The following is a 15,593-nucleotide window of genomic DNA, read 5'->3' as shown; positions in this document are numbered from 1 at the left end:
GCAACAAAGTTTATGAGAAGTGCCTTAATTTATAATAACTTTTATACTGTTGCTCTTTTGAAAAGCAGATATGAAACAATCATATATAGTAATACTACAGGTATCATCCATAGTGATAATTCGAAAGCAGAATGCCCTGCAATCCAATGGAAGAAAATACCCCATTTCTCAAAATAGGTAAGAACAAATGATACAGCGGTAATAATTACAAATACCGCTCCGAAAAACACGAGTAATCCGTTTCGGCCAAATCGTAAAAATATACTTGCAATGACAAATCCTAAAAATAACATATTCATCATTAAAATAAAGTAAATAATAAACTGTTCAATCAAGGAACCCTCGTTTAGATACGGCAAGTGAAAAAAATGAAGACTAACACCCCAAGAGTCTGATACTTTTTCTACAATAGAAAGAATTAGTAATACAATCGAATTTGCAGCACTTACAGAAATAAACATTCCTGTAGTTCCGAAATAGAAATCTTTTCTCCTCACACTCAACCCAATGGCAAACTGGAACATTTGCAACGTTCCAATACCTGCAGCTAACATGTAAATAAAGATTGAGGCCATACCACCCGTATAGATTGGCTCCGTACCGCTTGTAACAATTCCTATAATAAGATTTATAGAGAAACTGAAAAGTAATATAATCCATGAGAGATAAAACCATCCCCATTTTTCCTTTGTATGCATTTTCATGACAGGCACGATACTATTCATGAGAATCCCACCACCTTATCTTTTGATTTTCCACCAGTTAGATGAACAATCAGCTGTTGCAACGAAACTGGACTAAGTTCCAGTTCTAGTGCCTCTGCTTGTTTTATCTCCTCTGCCCCAAGCCTTCCCAACACAGTAGCTGAATGGAATCCACCAAAAGGGGTTTTATCAATAACCTTTTTCCCTGCTATAAAAGCTTCCACCTTTGTTGCTAACCCTGTAACAGTAACAGCATTTCCTCGCAGTACATCGGCATCCTCATTAATAAGCAGCTTTCCATTGTCAATTACTAATACATGCTCTAACATTTTGTTTACTTCATCGATTAAGTGTGTTGACAAAATAATCGTACGTGGATGTTCTGCGTAATCTTCAATTAAGCGATTATAAAACAAACTTCTCGAAACAGCATCAAGCCCTAAATAAGGCTCATCAAATATCGTAAGTGGTGCGCGACTGGCAAGGCCAATTATGATTCCGACCGAAGATAACATCCCTCTTGATAGTCCCTTAATTCTTCGTTTTGCAGGAAGTCGAAAATCCTCTATCAGTGACTCAGCATACTGCTGATCCCAATTTGGAAAAAGGAACGCAGCTACATCCAACACATTTTTAATGGTAAATCCGGATGGATACTTTTGGCTTTCTTTAATGAAACATATTTTACTTAACACATGCTTATTTTCATATGGATTTTCTCCAAAAACCTTTATTTCTCCCCTAGTTTGAAATAACTGTGCAGTAAACATATGCATAATAGTCGTTTTTCCTGCTCCATTTCTCCCCAACAGTCCATAAATTTTGTTCTTCTCGATTGTAAACGTTACACCGTCTACAGCCACGATATTTCCGTACTTTTTTGTTAGTTGATTAGCGTCCACAACATTACTCATTATCACCTTTCCCCCTTTTAATCATTTCCATCAGCTCTTCTGAAGTTATCCCTAGCTTTTTTGCCTCTCGGATCATTTTGCTTACATACTCCTCAAAAAACTGATCTTTTCTTTTTGCCATTAGCTTCTCACGCGCCCCCTTCACGACAAACATCCCAATGCCGCGTTTTTTGTACAATATTCCTTGCTCGACTAACAAATTCACACCTTTTGCTGCAGTTGCCGGATTGATCTGGTAAAAGGAAGCAAATTGATTAGTGGATGGTACTTGGGATTCCTCCAACAACCCTCCATTAATGATGTCATCCTCAATTTTCTCTGCAATTTGCATAAAAATCGGTCGATTATCATCGATTAAAGATTTCATTCCCTCACCACCTAGTTAGTTATTTGGTTAGTTAGTTATGTAATTAACCATATATGCATTTTGCTTTTACGTCAAGTATTTTCAGAAAAAATGATTAATTCGCCTGCAAAGTTCTTATATCAGCTAGTTTTTTTAGCTGTTAAGCTTCATCATTTACACTAAACTTTGTAACATAACAGTATTTAAAGACTTATTTAATATCCTAATACTTCAAAAAAAATAAGCGGAGGTAAATCCCCGCTTATTTTTTCTATTCTAGTTCATCTAATTGTTTATTCAGCTTGCTTAATTCCTTTTCAATTTCTCCCAGCTGCTTTTCTAATGGAGATAAGTTTCCTTTCACAAACTCCAGCTTTTCTAAATCATGCTGAAGCCTTACATAGTCTGCTTTTAAATCTTCTATTTTATATTCAATCTCTTTTCGATTCATCTTTTACACCTCAAATAAAATCCTTTAAATTTTTCCACGCATATGCAATTTCTAGTATACCAGTATCTCCTATCAATTGCTCTCCAATAACCTTGCCGCCATGACGCTCATAAAAATTTCTAGATTGATTATCTTTAATGACCCATGCCATTACTGAAGCGAAATTATGACTTAATAGATGCTCTATTACTTTTTTAAAAAGTATTGTACCAATTCCTTTTCTTTGAAACGATTCCAAAATATAAAGAGTGTATAGTTCCCCTTCCATTTGGAACTTATTTGTTCGTTCCACACCGCATTCAGCAAATGCAACAATTTCCCCTTCTTCCGTTTCTGCTAAGAAACATTCGTACTTATCCGCCTTATTCTGAAGACGAGGTCTCCAGTTGTTTAACACCTTTTCATATGTTCGGTTTGTTATTGTTTCTTCGGAAAATATCCCTTTATATGTTGTTTTCCAGCTCTCGTAATGAACTATTGCCAACCCTTTTATATCTTCTATTGTTCCAATTCTGATTTTCATCTCTTATCCCCTTATCCCCTGACTATATAGTAAAATTATAGCATTTAACCCCAAAAACATAAGAAAAAAACAGCCTATCTCATAAGAGATAAGCTGTTTATTCTGTCAAGATTCTATAATTTGTTGTTTTGGTTCATGGTAAACAGATGTATCAATTTCACCGGTTATTTTACTTGTTAATATTCCCGCTGTCATACTTCCGCTCACATTTAATGCTGTACGTCCCATATCAATTAAAGGTTCAACAGAAATAAGCAAACCAACGATGGCAATAGGAAGATTTAAAGTAGATAATACGATCAACGCTGCGAATGTCGCACCTCCACCTACTCCCGCAACCCCAAATGAGCTGATTGCAACCAGTAAAATAAGTGTAATGATAAACGAAGGTGTAGTCGGATCGACACCAGCTGTTGGTGCAACCATAACGGCTAGCATAGCCGGATAAATTCCTGCACAGCCATTTTGGCCGATGGATAATCCAAAGGATGCCGCAAAGTTAGCAATCCCTTCTGATACACCAAAATCTTTCGTTTGCGTTTTAATATTTAATGGTAAAGTACCTGCGCTTGTTCTTGATGTAAAGGCAAAGGATAAGGTTGGAAATGCCTTTCGAACATACTGAACAGGACTTAGTTTTGCTAAAGATAACAGGATTAAATGAATAATAAACATGATAATTAATGCTACATAAGAAGCAATAACGAATTTTCCAAGTTTTGCAATTGCACCATAATCACTAGTAGCAGTAACTTTCGTAATTAACGCTAAAATTCCATATGGAGTTAAACGCAGAACAAGAGAAACCACTCTCATAATAATGGTATAGAAAGTATCTACAATTTTTGCAAAAAGTTCTGCTTGCTCCGCATTTTTACGTTTGACACCTAAATATGCGATTCCAATTATTGCTGAAAAAATAACAACAGCTATGGTTGATGTCGGTCTTGCGCCTGTTAAATCCTGAAACGGATTACTTGGGAAAAGCTGTAATATTTGTTGCGGTATCGTTGCATCTTTCACTGATCCGACAGCCTGAGCTAATTCCGCATTTCTTGCTTTTTCCATATCCCCTTGAACCAAATGGACTCCATCTAAGTGGAAGCTTAATGCAGATCCAATCCCTATCGCTGCAGCTACAGCCGTTGTTCCTAAGAGAATACCTATAACTAAGAAACTAATTTTTCCTATGTTTTTAGTCAGATTTAATTTCGTAAATGCCCCTACAATTGAAATAAATACTAAAGGCATTACAATCATTTGCAACAGCTTTACATATCCGCTGCCGACAATACTAAACCAGTCTATAGTATTTGTCGTAACAGATGATGTAGTTCCATAAATTAAATGAATGAGAAGCCCGAACACTATTCCTAATCCAAGTGCGGTAAAGACGCGTTTGGAAAAGGACACATGCTTTTTCTGCATGAAGCCAAGCCCAACAATGAGTAAAAGTAAAACGATAATATTAATAATAATAAGCAATGAATTCATTGTGTCTCTCCCTTATGTAAAATTTCAAAATACAAGACCATACTATAATACAATTAATCCAATCAGTCAAGTCGGATTAATGATTTAATCTTATGCAGGAACCATTTAATATATAACACCGGAAATAAAAAAAGAAATCAGCCTGGTGGACTGATTTCTTGGATATTAGTAAATCACTTTCCAATTATGATTTACCTTTGCCTTGACTACTTTATTTTCCAAAATATAGTTAGCAATGAATTCCGACACATCTGTTGGAATATCCTTAATAACTGGTTTGTTCTTGTACATTATATAATCTCCGCCACCGCCAGCACGGTAGTTATTCATTACAACATCATATTCCTTTTCTAATTCAACAGGATTCCCTTTGTACTCCAGCTTAACTATTCGTTCGCCGATTGGCTTTGAAATATCAATTAAATAATCAATACCTTCCCACATATCATAATTATAATGTTGTGGTTTTGGAGTAGAGAAGGCTGGGTTCACCTCAATTTCGCCTCCATCATACTGTTTGAAGTAAGAGGCCGATCGCTCGAGAGCATCCTTCATATCTTTGCCTGTTATCCTTATTACCTTTAAGGTATTGGGATATATATAATTGGAAACAACATCTCTCATCGTAACATTCTCTGGAAATCCAGGTGATATATTATCAAATAGTGCCGTATTAGATATATCCACTCCAGCAACTTCCATTTGCACACGGTTGATAAATTCAATTAAAGCATTATCCTGTGTTCTAATTTCCATTGGATTCCTTACGAGCATATCTCCTTCAATCTTACCGATCGGCTGATCTAACCATTCCTGTGTATCTGATTCATATGCACTTACTTTCTCTAGTAAGCCTTGATCTGCTTCCACATCTGTAACTGATAGCAATTCCGATGTCTTATGCACACATCTCCAACCATTATCTTCCTTCTCTACTTGCAAAGTTACTTTTCCTAATGCAATTCCATTATTACCAGGCTGGATAACTATTACGCCATTAATCATATTTCCTTCTATTTGACGATGCTGATGGCCCGTTAAAAGAACATCTATTCCTTCCACTTCCATGCATAGCTGGTAGCCTTGATTTTCACCCGTCAAGGTTTCCGTAGGCTCACCGGTTTCCAAATCGCATTCAAATCCGCCATGGTAGGCAACTACGACAAGATCGACCTTTTCATCATTTTTTAATAAATGTACCCACTTTTTCGCTGTCTCTACGGCATCTGCAAAATCCATTCCCTCTATATGTTGAGGCTGCTCCCAATTTGGGATATACGGTGTAGTTAATCCCAATATCCCAACCTTAAGTCCTGTTTCAAATTCCTTTACTATATAAGGCTTACCGTAATATGGTTCACCAGTCTCCTTATTTAAGATATTTGCTGACAGCCAAGGGAACTTGGATTCTTCAATAGCAGAAGCCAATATTTCCTTTCCATAATTAAATTCATGATTACCGAACACAGCAGCATCATAATTCAATTCATTCGCTAAAACAATCATTGGATTAGAACGTCCTGAATTAATTCTTGCATAGTGATATGTAAGAGGTGTCCCTTGTATAAGATCACCATTTTCAACTAATATGACATGTGAATTCTTTGCTCGTTCTTTCTTTATCAAGGTGGCTACCTTACCTAAACCGACATCAGATGGTTGATTATTTCCATAATTAATAGGAAATATATTTCCATGAACATCGCTCGTTTCAAGGATAACCAGTTCCATTTTATCCATTATAAAAAATCCTTTCTAATAACTATTTTGTTATTCATTTTACACCAAATCAATTGAAAACTACCATTAAATATTTAATAAGTCTCTATTATAAAAAAGTAACTAAATATAATTCCAATATAGGGATATTTATACTTTCTTTACTATCCCTCAAAACGATTTTAATCAACATTTCATACTATCTTAACAACTGACAAATTCCTTCAAAAAATTTCACGAGAATGCAAATTTTTTGTTTATTTTACCCGAAAAATATTATATGCTTAATTCGTGTCAAAAAATTAACAACACGGGGGTAAATTTATGTTTAAAAAGTTTGCTGTATTATTGCTAGCTCTCTCTCTTGCAGCTGTTGCATTAGCAGGTTGTGGAAGTAGCTCCGATAAAGCAAAAGATGGAGATTTAAAAGAATTACGTATCGGTTTCGTACCGTCTCAAAATGCTGAAACATTGGAAGCAAGAGCGAAGCCTCTAGAAGGTCTTCTAAAAAAAGAACTTGGTATTAAAGTTAAAGTAACCGTTACTACTGACTACAACGCTGTTGTGGAAGCGATGAAATCTAAACAACTAGAAATCGGTTTCTTACCACCAACAGATTATGTACTTGCTCATAAACAAAAAGCTGCAAATGTATTACTTCAAGCACAACGTTATGGTGTTGATCCTGAAACTGGTCAACAAACAAGTGATCTAGTTGATTATTACTATTCAGGACTTCTTGTAAGAAATGATTCAGGTATTAAATCCGTAGAAGATTTAAAAGGTAAGAAAATTGGCTATCAAGCACCTACTTCTTCAGCTGGTTTTGTATGGCCTGCAGTTTACTTAAAAGACCATGGAATTGATGCACTTAAAGATGTTACTTCTGTTACACTTCAAGGACATGACAAAGGTGTTATGGGTGTTATGGATAAAAGCATCGATGCTGCAGCAGTATTCGTAGATGCTCGTAATATCGTTGCAAAAGAATATCCTAACATTTATAAAGATACACATTACCTATTCTTAACTGAAAAAATTCCTAATGATACAATCAGTATCCGTCCTGATATTTCAAAAGAATGGGCAGATAAAATTGCTGATGCCTTCATTAAAATCGGTAAAGATCCAGAAGGTAAAAAGATCATTGAATCTATCTACACACATGAAGGTTATGTAAAATCTAAGGATTCAAACTTCGATACAGTTCGTAAATATCAAGAACAAGTAGATAAAATCGGTAAATAATTACTCTTTTAGAAAGCACCGCAAAACAGCGGTGCTTTTATTTTTTATACAGCAAACAAAAGAATGCTTTGCGCTTTAGCCTTAGTGTATGGATAAGTGAAATTAGGGAGCCAAATTTCACTTATTGAAATTTGATTCTCAAATTTCACTTATTGAAATTTGATTCTCAAATTTCACTTGATGCCCGCTTTTTATATGAAAGAGTCGTAGAAACCGCTAGATGATGGTTGCTTACGATAACAAATAGTTATCCACTGTGTGAAAATAAAAGAGGAATGGAGAATTTATTAGATTCTCCATTCCTCTCTTTTTTAAACAATTCGTTTACGAATTTGTGCGGAAATAACATCAATGATTGTTACCATGATAATAATTCCGTATAAAATGATTCCTACACGGCTCCAGGAATGTCCATTTAATGCGAAGACCAACGGAGCACCAATTCCCCCAGCACCTACGATACCAAGAATAGTCGCAGAACGGACGCTGATTTCAAATCGATAAAGGGTATAGGACAAAAATGCCGGCATTACTTCAGGTAAAATAGCAAACCATAATGTTTGAATTTTATTTGCCCCAGAAGCAATCAACGCTTCTCTAGCACTAAACTCTGTATTTTCAATAGATTCTCCAAAGAGTTTCCCTAACATACCAATCGAGTGAAATCCGAGAGCAAGAATCCCAGCAAATGGTCCTAGTCCAACCGCTTTAATAAAGATTAATGCCATAATTAGCTCTGGAAACACACGAATACAACTTAGAACAAATTTACCAACACTTGAAATAGAACGATTTTTGCTCATATTACGTGCACCCCAGAATGCAAATGGTACACATAAAACAGCAGATATGAACGTTCCTAGAACAGCAATTGCTAATGTTTCAAGCAGGGATCTTAATAAATCCTCACCCTCTGGGTCATAGACATAATCCCAATCCGGATGTGCAAAACCACTTAGGATTCCTTTAATTGCTTGTTTTGCAGACTCCTTTATTTCCATATGTGGCGCTCCCCAAAACGCCCACACATAAATGGCGATAACTATCGCAAGAATGACCCATTTCATCACACGTTTTCTTAATGGCTTTTTTATCGATATTTGGTTCATAGCAATTTCTCCCGTAACTTATTACTAATAGCATCCACAATAACAACGACAATTAAAGTATATATGATAATTGTAAGAACGCGATCGTATTGGAAAAAACCTAGTGCAGTATTAAGGACTAGACCAACACCACCAGCACCTACATATCCTAAAATAGCCGCTGCCCGAATATTGATTTCAAAGCTATATAAGAAAAACGACATGTAGTGAGCAATAACTTGTGGAATAACTCCAAAGAAAATCCATTGAATTTTATTTGCCCCTACTGCTGTCATCGCTTCAAGAGGGCCAGGGTCGATGGCTTCAATTGCTTCATAGAAAAGCTTTGCAATAATTCCAAATGAGAAAACAGCAATTGCCAGAATACCTGGAACCTCCCCAATTCCGAACACTGGTACAAAAAGAGCAGCTAATAAAAGTTCTGGAATCGTACGAATTAAATTCATTATAAACCTGAAAATTTGGTAAATAACCGGTATCTTAACCACGTTACTGGAGGATAGAAGTGCAAATGGAATCGCAACAATTCCTCCAAATGTTGTTCCTATTACAGCCATTCTAATAGTTTCAAGCATTTGATCGGTAATAGAACTGAAATAACTCCAATCTGGCGGGAACATTTCTTTAATTAAATCGATGATATTTGGGAAGCCTTGAATTAAAGTTGAAAATGAAATTTGTGTATTAATAACGCTTCCCCAAATAATAGCAATAATTATAATAACAGTTAAGAGAGGTTTTAATTTCGTCTTCTTTGGCTTCAATGTTTCCATTATTCCGTCTCTCCTAACAACTCATCTTTCTTAATTTCGCGACCGTAAATTTCGGAGAACACTTCATCTGTTGCTTCTTCAACTGGACCGTCATATACAATTTCACCAGCGCGTATTCCAATAATTCTAGTAGCATATTGTCTAGCTAAGTCGACAAAGTGAAGATTTACAATGGTTGTGATCCCCAATTCTTGATTAATTCTCTTTAAATCATCCATTACTTGTCTTGTCGTAAATGGATCAAGTGATGCTACAGGCTCATCGGCAAGGATGATTTTCGCCTCTTGTGCCAAAGCACGGGCAATCGATACACGTTGTTGTTGTCCACCAGACAATTCATCTGCACGTGAATACGCTTTCTCTTGAATATTAACACGATCAAGTGCATTTAATGCCAATTCCACATCCTGTTTTGGAAAGAGGCCAAGTAAAGTACGGATTGTAGAGTGGTATGCAACCCTTCCAGACAAAACGTTACGAATAACACTTGAGCGTTTAACAAGATTGAAATTTTGAAATATCATACCAATATCTCGACGAATATGGCGTAATGATTTCCCTTTGGCCGCCGTTATCGATTTTCCATTAATGATTATTTCTCCTTCTGAAATTTCATGAAGTCTATTGATTGATCGAAGAAAAGTTGACTTACCAGCTCCAGAAAGCCCTACAATAACAACAAAATCTCCTTTATTAATCTTAACGTTTACATTTTTCAGACCTTTGGTTCCATTTGGATACACCTTGGACACATTTTTAAATTCGATCATTTCTTTTTCATTTCCCCTTCTCTTCAGAAAATTTGATCCAACCGTAATCGGCAGTAAACCCCCACTTCGCAACATGCCAGAGTGGGGGACTATCCCAGCTTTTACTATTTATATATCGATTTGAATAGAAAAATACAAAAAACAACAAATTACAACATTAAATTTACTAAAGTTTTCTATTAAACTCAAGCTAGATTTTCATTTTATTGTAATTGTAAAAATATTATTTCCAAGATTATTATATAACAAATATACAAAAATGGGACATGGTAAGGATTGTTAATGTCACTAAGAATAAAGAAAGGGCAAGCATAAGCTTACCCATTATTCTTTGCCTTTTTCATTTCCCTTTTGAATTCTTTTATGAGTATTAAATTCTACCAATTCATCACTCATTACATTTTGAGTCTTAACATTATTATTTCTTTGTGCATTGGCATTTCCATGTTTCGTTCTTCCCACGACCTTCACCCCTTTTTCATCAACTACATTTTGTAGTTTGATGAAAAAACAAATTATTATGCAAGGGAGTTAACTTTTATGGGGACTTTTCAATCTTTGTTTTTGGTTTTTTTTCTTATTGTTTCGATTCCTCTTTTGGAAAGTGTCCTCTGGCCTTTTTTTCACCTGTTTGTCATTCCGAGATGAGAGAGTTTTTCTGGGGGTTTCGGCGAACACTTTTCTCTCTATGTTAATCCCAATTCCTTTTTCAATCATCGCAAGAAATTGGCGGTCCTTTGGTGCAACAAGTGTAACAGCAAGTCCTGTTCCGCCAGCTCTACCTGTTCGACCAATTCGATGGATATAGCTTTCAACCTCTTCCGGAATATCGTAATTAAATACATGAGTAACTCCTTCTACATCAATTCCGCGTGCCGCCACATCTGTCGCTACCAATAATTGAATTTTCGCGTCTCTAAAAAGCTTCATAACTTTTTCCCTCTTTGCTTGCGAAAGATCCCCATGAAGCTCTTCAGAAAGATATCCACGTCCCTTTAGTGCATCATTCAATGTACTGGCCCTTCTTTTTGTTCGGCAAAAAATAATCGCAAGAAACGGGCGATAATCATCAATTAACTGACAAAGTGTATTTTGCTTTGCTCGATCTGTAGTTTCTATCACAACTTGCTTTATATCATCAACCGTAATTCTCTGACTCTTAACTTTGATTTCGATTGGACTCTTCATATATTGCTTTGCTATCGTCCTAATTTGCTTTGGCATGGTTGCGGAAAATAACATCGTTTGTCTATCCGCTGATAATGCCTCCATAATATCTTGTACTTCTGGTAAAAATCCCATATGGAGCATTTGATCTGCTTCATCGAGCACTAACATAGTGACATTTGATAGATCAATCGTCCCTCTGCGCATATGATCAAGTAGTCTTCCAGGGGTTGCAATAACAATATGGATTGCTCCTTTTAACCTTCTCATTTGCTGCTCGACATCTTGTCCACCGTATACCGGTAATACATGAATATTTGTCTGGGCGTTTATTATCTTTTTTAATTCATCTGTAATTTGAATCGCCAATTCCCTTGTAGGTGATACAATCAAAGCTTGTACATTTGGATTTTCCACCTTGACTCTTTCAAGTATAGGTAAAATAAATGCGAACGTCTTTCCTGTACCAGTCTGTGCTTGTGCAATGATGTCATTTCCTTCAAGGAGCGGGGGGATCGCTTCTTCTTGAATAGGAGTTGGTTCCATAATCCCCAGAGAACGAAGCACTTTATTTAGTTTTGGGCTAATGCCGAGTTTTGTAAAATCTGACAAATGATTCACACCTTTAGTTTATTTTAAGTCCTTATTAAAGGTAATTTTTATAAACATACCAATAAGTCTGGTTTCGTTATATGCTTTTTTCAAAAAAGGTTTGCTTTAACCTGTATAAGGATTTACTTTTAAGTTTGCAACATAGATTTAGAAAAGAGTCATAATTTAAAATACAATACCAACATTTTTAGTGATATCCTTATCATATCATTTCCAATAAATTAAAGCGTAAAATATAAAAGGTAACTTCATTTTGGAAGTTACCTTTTATTCATCTATGCTTTAATATTAATTCCGTATTGTTCAAACCAATAGTGAATTTGAGCAAGATAAGCGAGTAACTGAGGTCCAGTCATAAGCTGGCCAAACCAAGGCACTTGAAAGGCCTTTCCCTCCGACTCGACAATCTCATGCAACTTTTCGGCTTTAAATAGCTCATATAGAATAGAGCTTTTATCTTCTAGGATTTCATTCAGCCAATTTTTCACGACTTTTGTGTATAAAGGGTGATGTGTTTTAGGATATGGGCTTTTCTTTCTATATAAAACCTCATTAGGAAGCAATCCTTCCAACGCCTTTCGTAAAATGCCTTTTTCCCGATTTCCATGCATTTTTATCTCCCACGGAATATTCCATACATATTCAACGAGACGGTGATCGGCAAATGGGACACGCACCTCTAAGCTAGCCCCCATACTCATTCTGTCCTTGCGATCTAATAAGGTTGTCATAAACCATGTTAAATTTAAATAAAATAATTGGCGTCTTTTTGCTTCAATTAAATTTTCTCCTTCTAACATAGGTGTTTCTTGTACCGTTCTTTCATATTGTGTCATTACGTAATCCTTTAGATGTATCCTCTGATTCCAGTTATCCTTCAATAATTCAACTCTTTCATCCAACGAGCGCATCCACGGAAATCCTTCACGCTCCAAATCATCTTTCCGATGAAACCAAGGATAGCCGCCAAATATTTCATCTGCACATTCACCTGATAAACTGACTACAAAATCATTTTTTATTTCCTTACAAAACCATAATAAAGAGGAATCCACATCGGCCATTCCGGGAGTGTCTCTAACCAGTACTGCCTCCTTTAAATATTCAGCGAGATCCTCCTGGCTTATGACACAGTGATGGTGTACAGTATCAAACGCTTTAGACATAAGATTAATCCAATAGCCATCTGCATTCGGCTGAAAGGCATCGGATTGGAAATATTGTTCATTGCCATCGTAGTCGATAGAATAGGTGTGCAGTGAACCCTTTCCGTCAGTTTGGAATGCTTTAGATGCTATAGCCGTAATTGCACTGGAATCAACTCCGCCGGATAGAAAAGTACAAACCGGCACATCTGAAACTAATTGTCTTGTTACTGCATCAGTGAATAATGTACGTACTTTTTCAGCCGTTTCCTCTACATTATCCGTATGATAATCACTCGTTACATTCCAGTATCTCCAGATTTTCAGTCCAGCTTTTGAAAAGACTAAGGCATGAGCTGGCCTTAATTCCTTAATCCCAATGAAGATTCCATGCCCAGGGGTTCTGGATGGTCCAAGCCCCAGCACCTCCGCCAATCCGTCCATTCCTATCTCCGCTTTTATATCCGGGTGCTGCATAATGGCCTTTATTTCCGACCCAAAAAGAAAGCAACTATTTTGTTCAGTATAAAATAATGGCTTAACACCCATCCGGTCGCGTGCCATAAATAGCTGCTGTCTCTCTCCATCCCATATACCAAAAGCATAAATCCCATTTAAGTATTGGACACAATCCTCTTTCCATTCTATATAGGATGTAAGCAGCACCTCTGTATCAGAATGTCCTTGAAATTTATATCCCTTTTTTAATAATTCTTCTCTAATATCCTCTGTGTTATAAAGCTCCCCATTATAGCAAATCGTATAGGTGTGCTCTCCTTTGCTACGGGTCATCGGCTGCTTGCCCCCTTCAGGATCTACAACCACTAATCTTTTATGTCCGAAGGCTGCGTGAGGCGTTGCCCATATATTTGTGTCATCGGGACCACGTTTGGCTAATGTTTCCGTCATTTTTAGCAAGATTTCATTTTTATTCCTCAAATCCCTTTTGTAATCTATCCATCCAGTAATGCCGCACATATAGAACCATCCTTCCTCAGCTTTAGAAAAGCATACTTATCATATGTGCGATTGCCCAGATAGAAAGTTGTCCTTTATCAAAATGATAATTTTAGAAAGTACATGTTAATAACGGCATGAAACATACAATAAACAGCCTGAATTTTTGCTTAAACGGCACGAAATCTGGAAAGAATGGCCCAAATTTATAATTTAACAGCCTGATTTAGGTATTATTACCTACAACTTCACCTCAAAAAAAACACCCAACCCAAACATTGAGTGTCTCCTATTATGAGGACTTTGGTTTTCGAATTAATTGCTTCACAACCTCAGAAAAAACAATGCCAATGGCAATTGCACCTGACAGCATAAAAGCTTTCGCTGCCAGCTGGATGGCTGAATTATAATCATTTTCTACAAAGTGCCTCATTGCATCGTATGCTAATCCCCCTGGCACAAGAGGTATAATACCCGATACACTAAAAATAATAATTGGTTCCTTATAAATCCGAGCAAATGTCTGACTAATAATTCCTACCAAAAACGCAGCAATAAAGGAAGCTATAACAGAATCTGTATGAAAATTACTAGAAAACGCAAAATAAACAATCCAACCGAGCATTCCAACAAGCCCGCATAATAGAAGCTTACTTCGCGGAACATTAAACAAAACTCCGAACCCTGCTGTTGCAATGAAACTGGTTATTAGCTGCCCTAACAATACCATAAAGCGATGTGCACTCCTCTTTTAAAAAACTTTATTTCGAATAATCCCCAAGATAGAACAAAAGCCTATACGAATAGCTTGAATGAGAGGACTACTGCAATTCCAGCACCGATTGCAAAAGCAGTTAAAAAGGCTTCCGCACCCTTTGATATTCCTGCAACAAGATGGCCAGCCATTAAATCCCTTATAGCATTGGTTATTAAAAGCCCGGGCACCAACGGCATAACAGACCCAATAATAATTTTATCCAGCTGTGTTCCAATTCCTAATCTGACAAATAAGGCTGCAACTAAGCCCATAATAAAAGCAGATAAAAACTCAGCAAAAAAGCGAATTTGTACGAGTCTGTCTAAGTATAGAAGACTGGTATAGCCAATTCCGCCAGTTATGAGTGCTGGAATAAAATCCTTCCACTGCCCTTGAAACATTATCAAAAAGCAGCTGCTCGCCAAGGAAGCTGCGGCAATTTGAATCCATATTGAAAATTTATAATCCGCTTTCTCCGCCTCTTTTAGTTTTTCATATGCTTCATCCAACTGTAATTCACCAGTCGCTATTTTCCTTGAAATACTATTAACAACCGTAACTTTTTTCAAATCTGTAGAGCGCTCCACAATCCTCACTAGCTTTGTCGGTTCCACTCCATCTATGGAAAAAATTATTCCTGTTGGGGTAACGAAGCAATGAGAACCATAAATACCGAATGCATTTGCAATTCTAGTCATTGTATCTTCTACCCGATACGTTTCTCCGCCACTTTGAAGCATGATTTTACCAGCAAGTAAGCACAGATCTACAATTTTATACGTTTGACTTAATTGTTGTTCCATTTTTCTCTCCTATATAATAATGCCATTTAAAAGTCCTTTATCATATTAAAGCAAAGACAGGCTGATAATCAAGATTGTTTTTTGTCCATTTCTTTAAATCA

16 protein-coding genes are annotated in these 15,593 nt (G+C 36.5%); 1 reads left to right on the top strand and 15 read right to left on the bottom strand.

Features of this window, described 5'->3' with window-relative positions; translation table 11 throughout:
• Positions 1-41 precede the first annotated feature (41 nt).
• From KHA87_RS18950 to KHA87_RS18920, 7 genes are all read right to left on the bottom strand, one after another.
• A complete protein-coding gene (locus tag KHA87_RS18950; RefSeq protein WP_213095752.1) occupies positions 42-725 on the bottom strand; it encodes a hypothetical protein in 684 nt (227 codons plus the stop codon).
• Positions 722-1,618 (bottom strand): ABC transporter ATP-binding protein, encoded by an 897-nt coding sequence (locus tag KHA87_RS18945; protein ID WP_213095751.1) that lies wholly within the window; start codon positions 1,616-1,618, stop codon positions 722-724. The genes KHA87_RS18950 and KHA87_RS18945 overlap by 4 nt, the downstream gene beginning before the upstream one ends.
• Positions 1,611-1,985, bottom strand: a complete 375-nt coding sequence (locus KHA87_RS18940) for a GntR family transcriptional regulator (protein WP_213095750.1) — start codon at positions 1,983-1,985, stop codon at positions 1,611-1,613. Before KHA87_RS18940 ends, KHA87_RS18945 begins: the two co-directional genes overlap by 8 nt.
• A gap of 250 nt (positions 1,986-2,235) precedes the next feature.
• Complete coding sequence (locus KHA87_RS18935; protein ID WP_213095749.1) at positions 2,236-2,415, bottom strand: SE1832 family protein; 180 nt, start codon at positions 2,413-2,415, stop codon at positions 2,236-2,238.
• A 10-nt stretch (positions 2,416-2,425) separates the two neighbouring features.
• Positions 2,426-2,938 (bottom strand): GNAT family N-acetyltransferase, encoded by a 513-nt coding sequence (locus KHA87_RS18930; protein ID WP_213095748.1) that lies wholly within the window; start codon positions 2,936-2,938, stop codon positions 2,426-2,428.
• Positions 2,939-3,043: 105 nt separating this feature from the next.
• The gene (locus tag KHA87_RS18925; protein WP_213095747.1) at positions 3,044-4,432 is read right to left on the bottom strand and encodes an L-cystine transporter; all 1,389 of its coding nucleotides are present in this window, start codon (positions 4,430-4,432) and stop codon (positions 3,044-3,046) included.
• Between the two features lie 165 nt (positions 4,433-4,597).
• A complete protein-coding gene (locus KHA87_RS18920) occupies positions 4,598-6,172 on the bottom strand; it encodes a bifunctional metallophosphatase/5'-nucleotidase (RefSeq protein ID WP_213095746.1) in 1,575 nt (524 codons plus the stop codon).
• A 303-nt stretch (positions 6,173-6,475) separates the two neighbouring features.
• On the opposite strand from KHA87_RS18920, the gene KHA87_RS18915 reads away from it, so the two are divergent.
• Positions 6,476-7,399, top strand: a complete 924-nt coding sequence (locus KHA87_RS18915; protein ID WP_213095745.1) for a phosphate/phosphite/phosphonate ABC transporter substrate-binding protein — start codon at positions 6,476-6,478, stop codon at positions 7,397-7,399.
• A gap of 311 nt (positions 7,400-7,710) precedes the next feature.
• Here the strand turns inward: KHA87_RS18915 and phnE (KHA87_RS18910) are convergent, their stop codons facing one another.
• The 8 genes from phnE (KHA87_RS18910) to KHA87_RS18875 form a co-directional block, all read right to left on the bottom strand.
• Positions 7,711-8,508 (bottom strand): phosphonate ABC transporter, permease protein PhnE, encoded by a 798-nt coding sequence (gene phnE / locus KHA87_RS18910; protein WP_213095744.1) that lies wholly within the window; start codon positions 8,506-8,508, stop codon positions 7,711-7,713.
• On the bottom strand, positions 8,505-9,281 hold the full coding sequence (gene phnE, locus KHA87_RS18905; RefSeq protein ID WP_213095743.1) for a phosphonate ABC transporter, permease protein PhnE: 777 nt from the start codon (positions 9,279-9,281) through the stop codon (positions 8,505-8,507). The genes phnE (KHA87_RS18910) and phnE (KHA87_RS18905) overlap by 4 nt, the downstream gene beginning before the upstream one ends.
• On the bottom strand, positions 9,281-10,051 hold the full coding sequence (phnC, locus tag KHA87_RS18900) for a phosphonate ABC transporter ATP-binding protein (RefSeq protein WP_213095742.1): 771 nt from the start codon (positions 10,049-10,051) through the stop codon (positions 9,281-9,283). Before phnC ends, phnE (KHA87_RS18905) begins: the two co-directional genes overlap by 1 nt.
• Before the next feature lie 324 nt (positions 10,052-10,375).
• Positions 10,376-10,513 carry a hypothetical protein gene (locus KHA87_RS18895; protein ID WP_213095741.1) on the bottom strand — a complete coding sequence of 46 codons (138 nt, stop codon included), beginning with the start codon at positions 10,511-10,513 and terminating at the stop codon, positions 10,376-10,378.
• Positions 10,514-10,582: 69 nt separating this feature from the next.
• Entirely contained in the window at positions 10,583-11,830 is a 1,248-nt protein-coding gene (locus tag KHA87_RS18890; protein WP_249310616.1) for a DEAD/DEAH box helicase, read from the bottom strand.
• 275 nt (positions 11,831-12,105) lie between these two features.
• On the bottom strand, positions 12,106-13,953 hold the full coding sequence (gene asnB / locus KHA87_RS18885) for an asparagine synthase (glutamine-hydrolyzing) (protein WP_213095740.1): 1,848 nt from the start codon (positions 13,951-13,953) through the stop codon (positions 12,106-12,108).
• A gap of 271 nt (positions 13,954-14,224) precedes the next feature.
• Positions 14,225-14,662, bottom strand: coding sequence for a threonine/serine exporter family protein (locus tag KHA87_RS18880; protein ID WP_213095739.1), 438 nt, complete (start codon positions 14,660-14,662; stop codon positions 14,225-14,227).
• 65 nt (positions 14,663-14,727) lie between these two features.
• Positions 14,728-15,492, bottom strand: coding sequence for a threonine/serine exporter family protein (locus KHA87_RS18875; protein ID WP_213095738.1), 765 nt, complete (start codon positions 15,490-15,492; stop codon positions 14,728-14,730).
• Positions 15,493-15,593: the final 101 nt, after the last annotated feature.

The organism is Bacillus sp. FJAT-49736, from assembly GCF_018343615.1.
In the GTDB taxonomy this organism is placed as follows: Bacteria; Bacillota; Bacilli; order Bacillales; family Bacillaceae_C; genus Margalitia.
The sequence above is the reverse complement of the archived record's forward strand: the minus strand, read 5'-3'. Positions and strand labels throughout refer to the sequence as shown.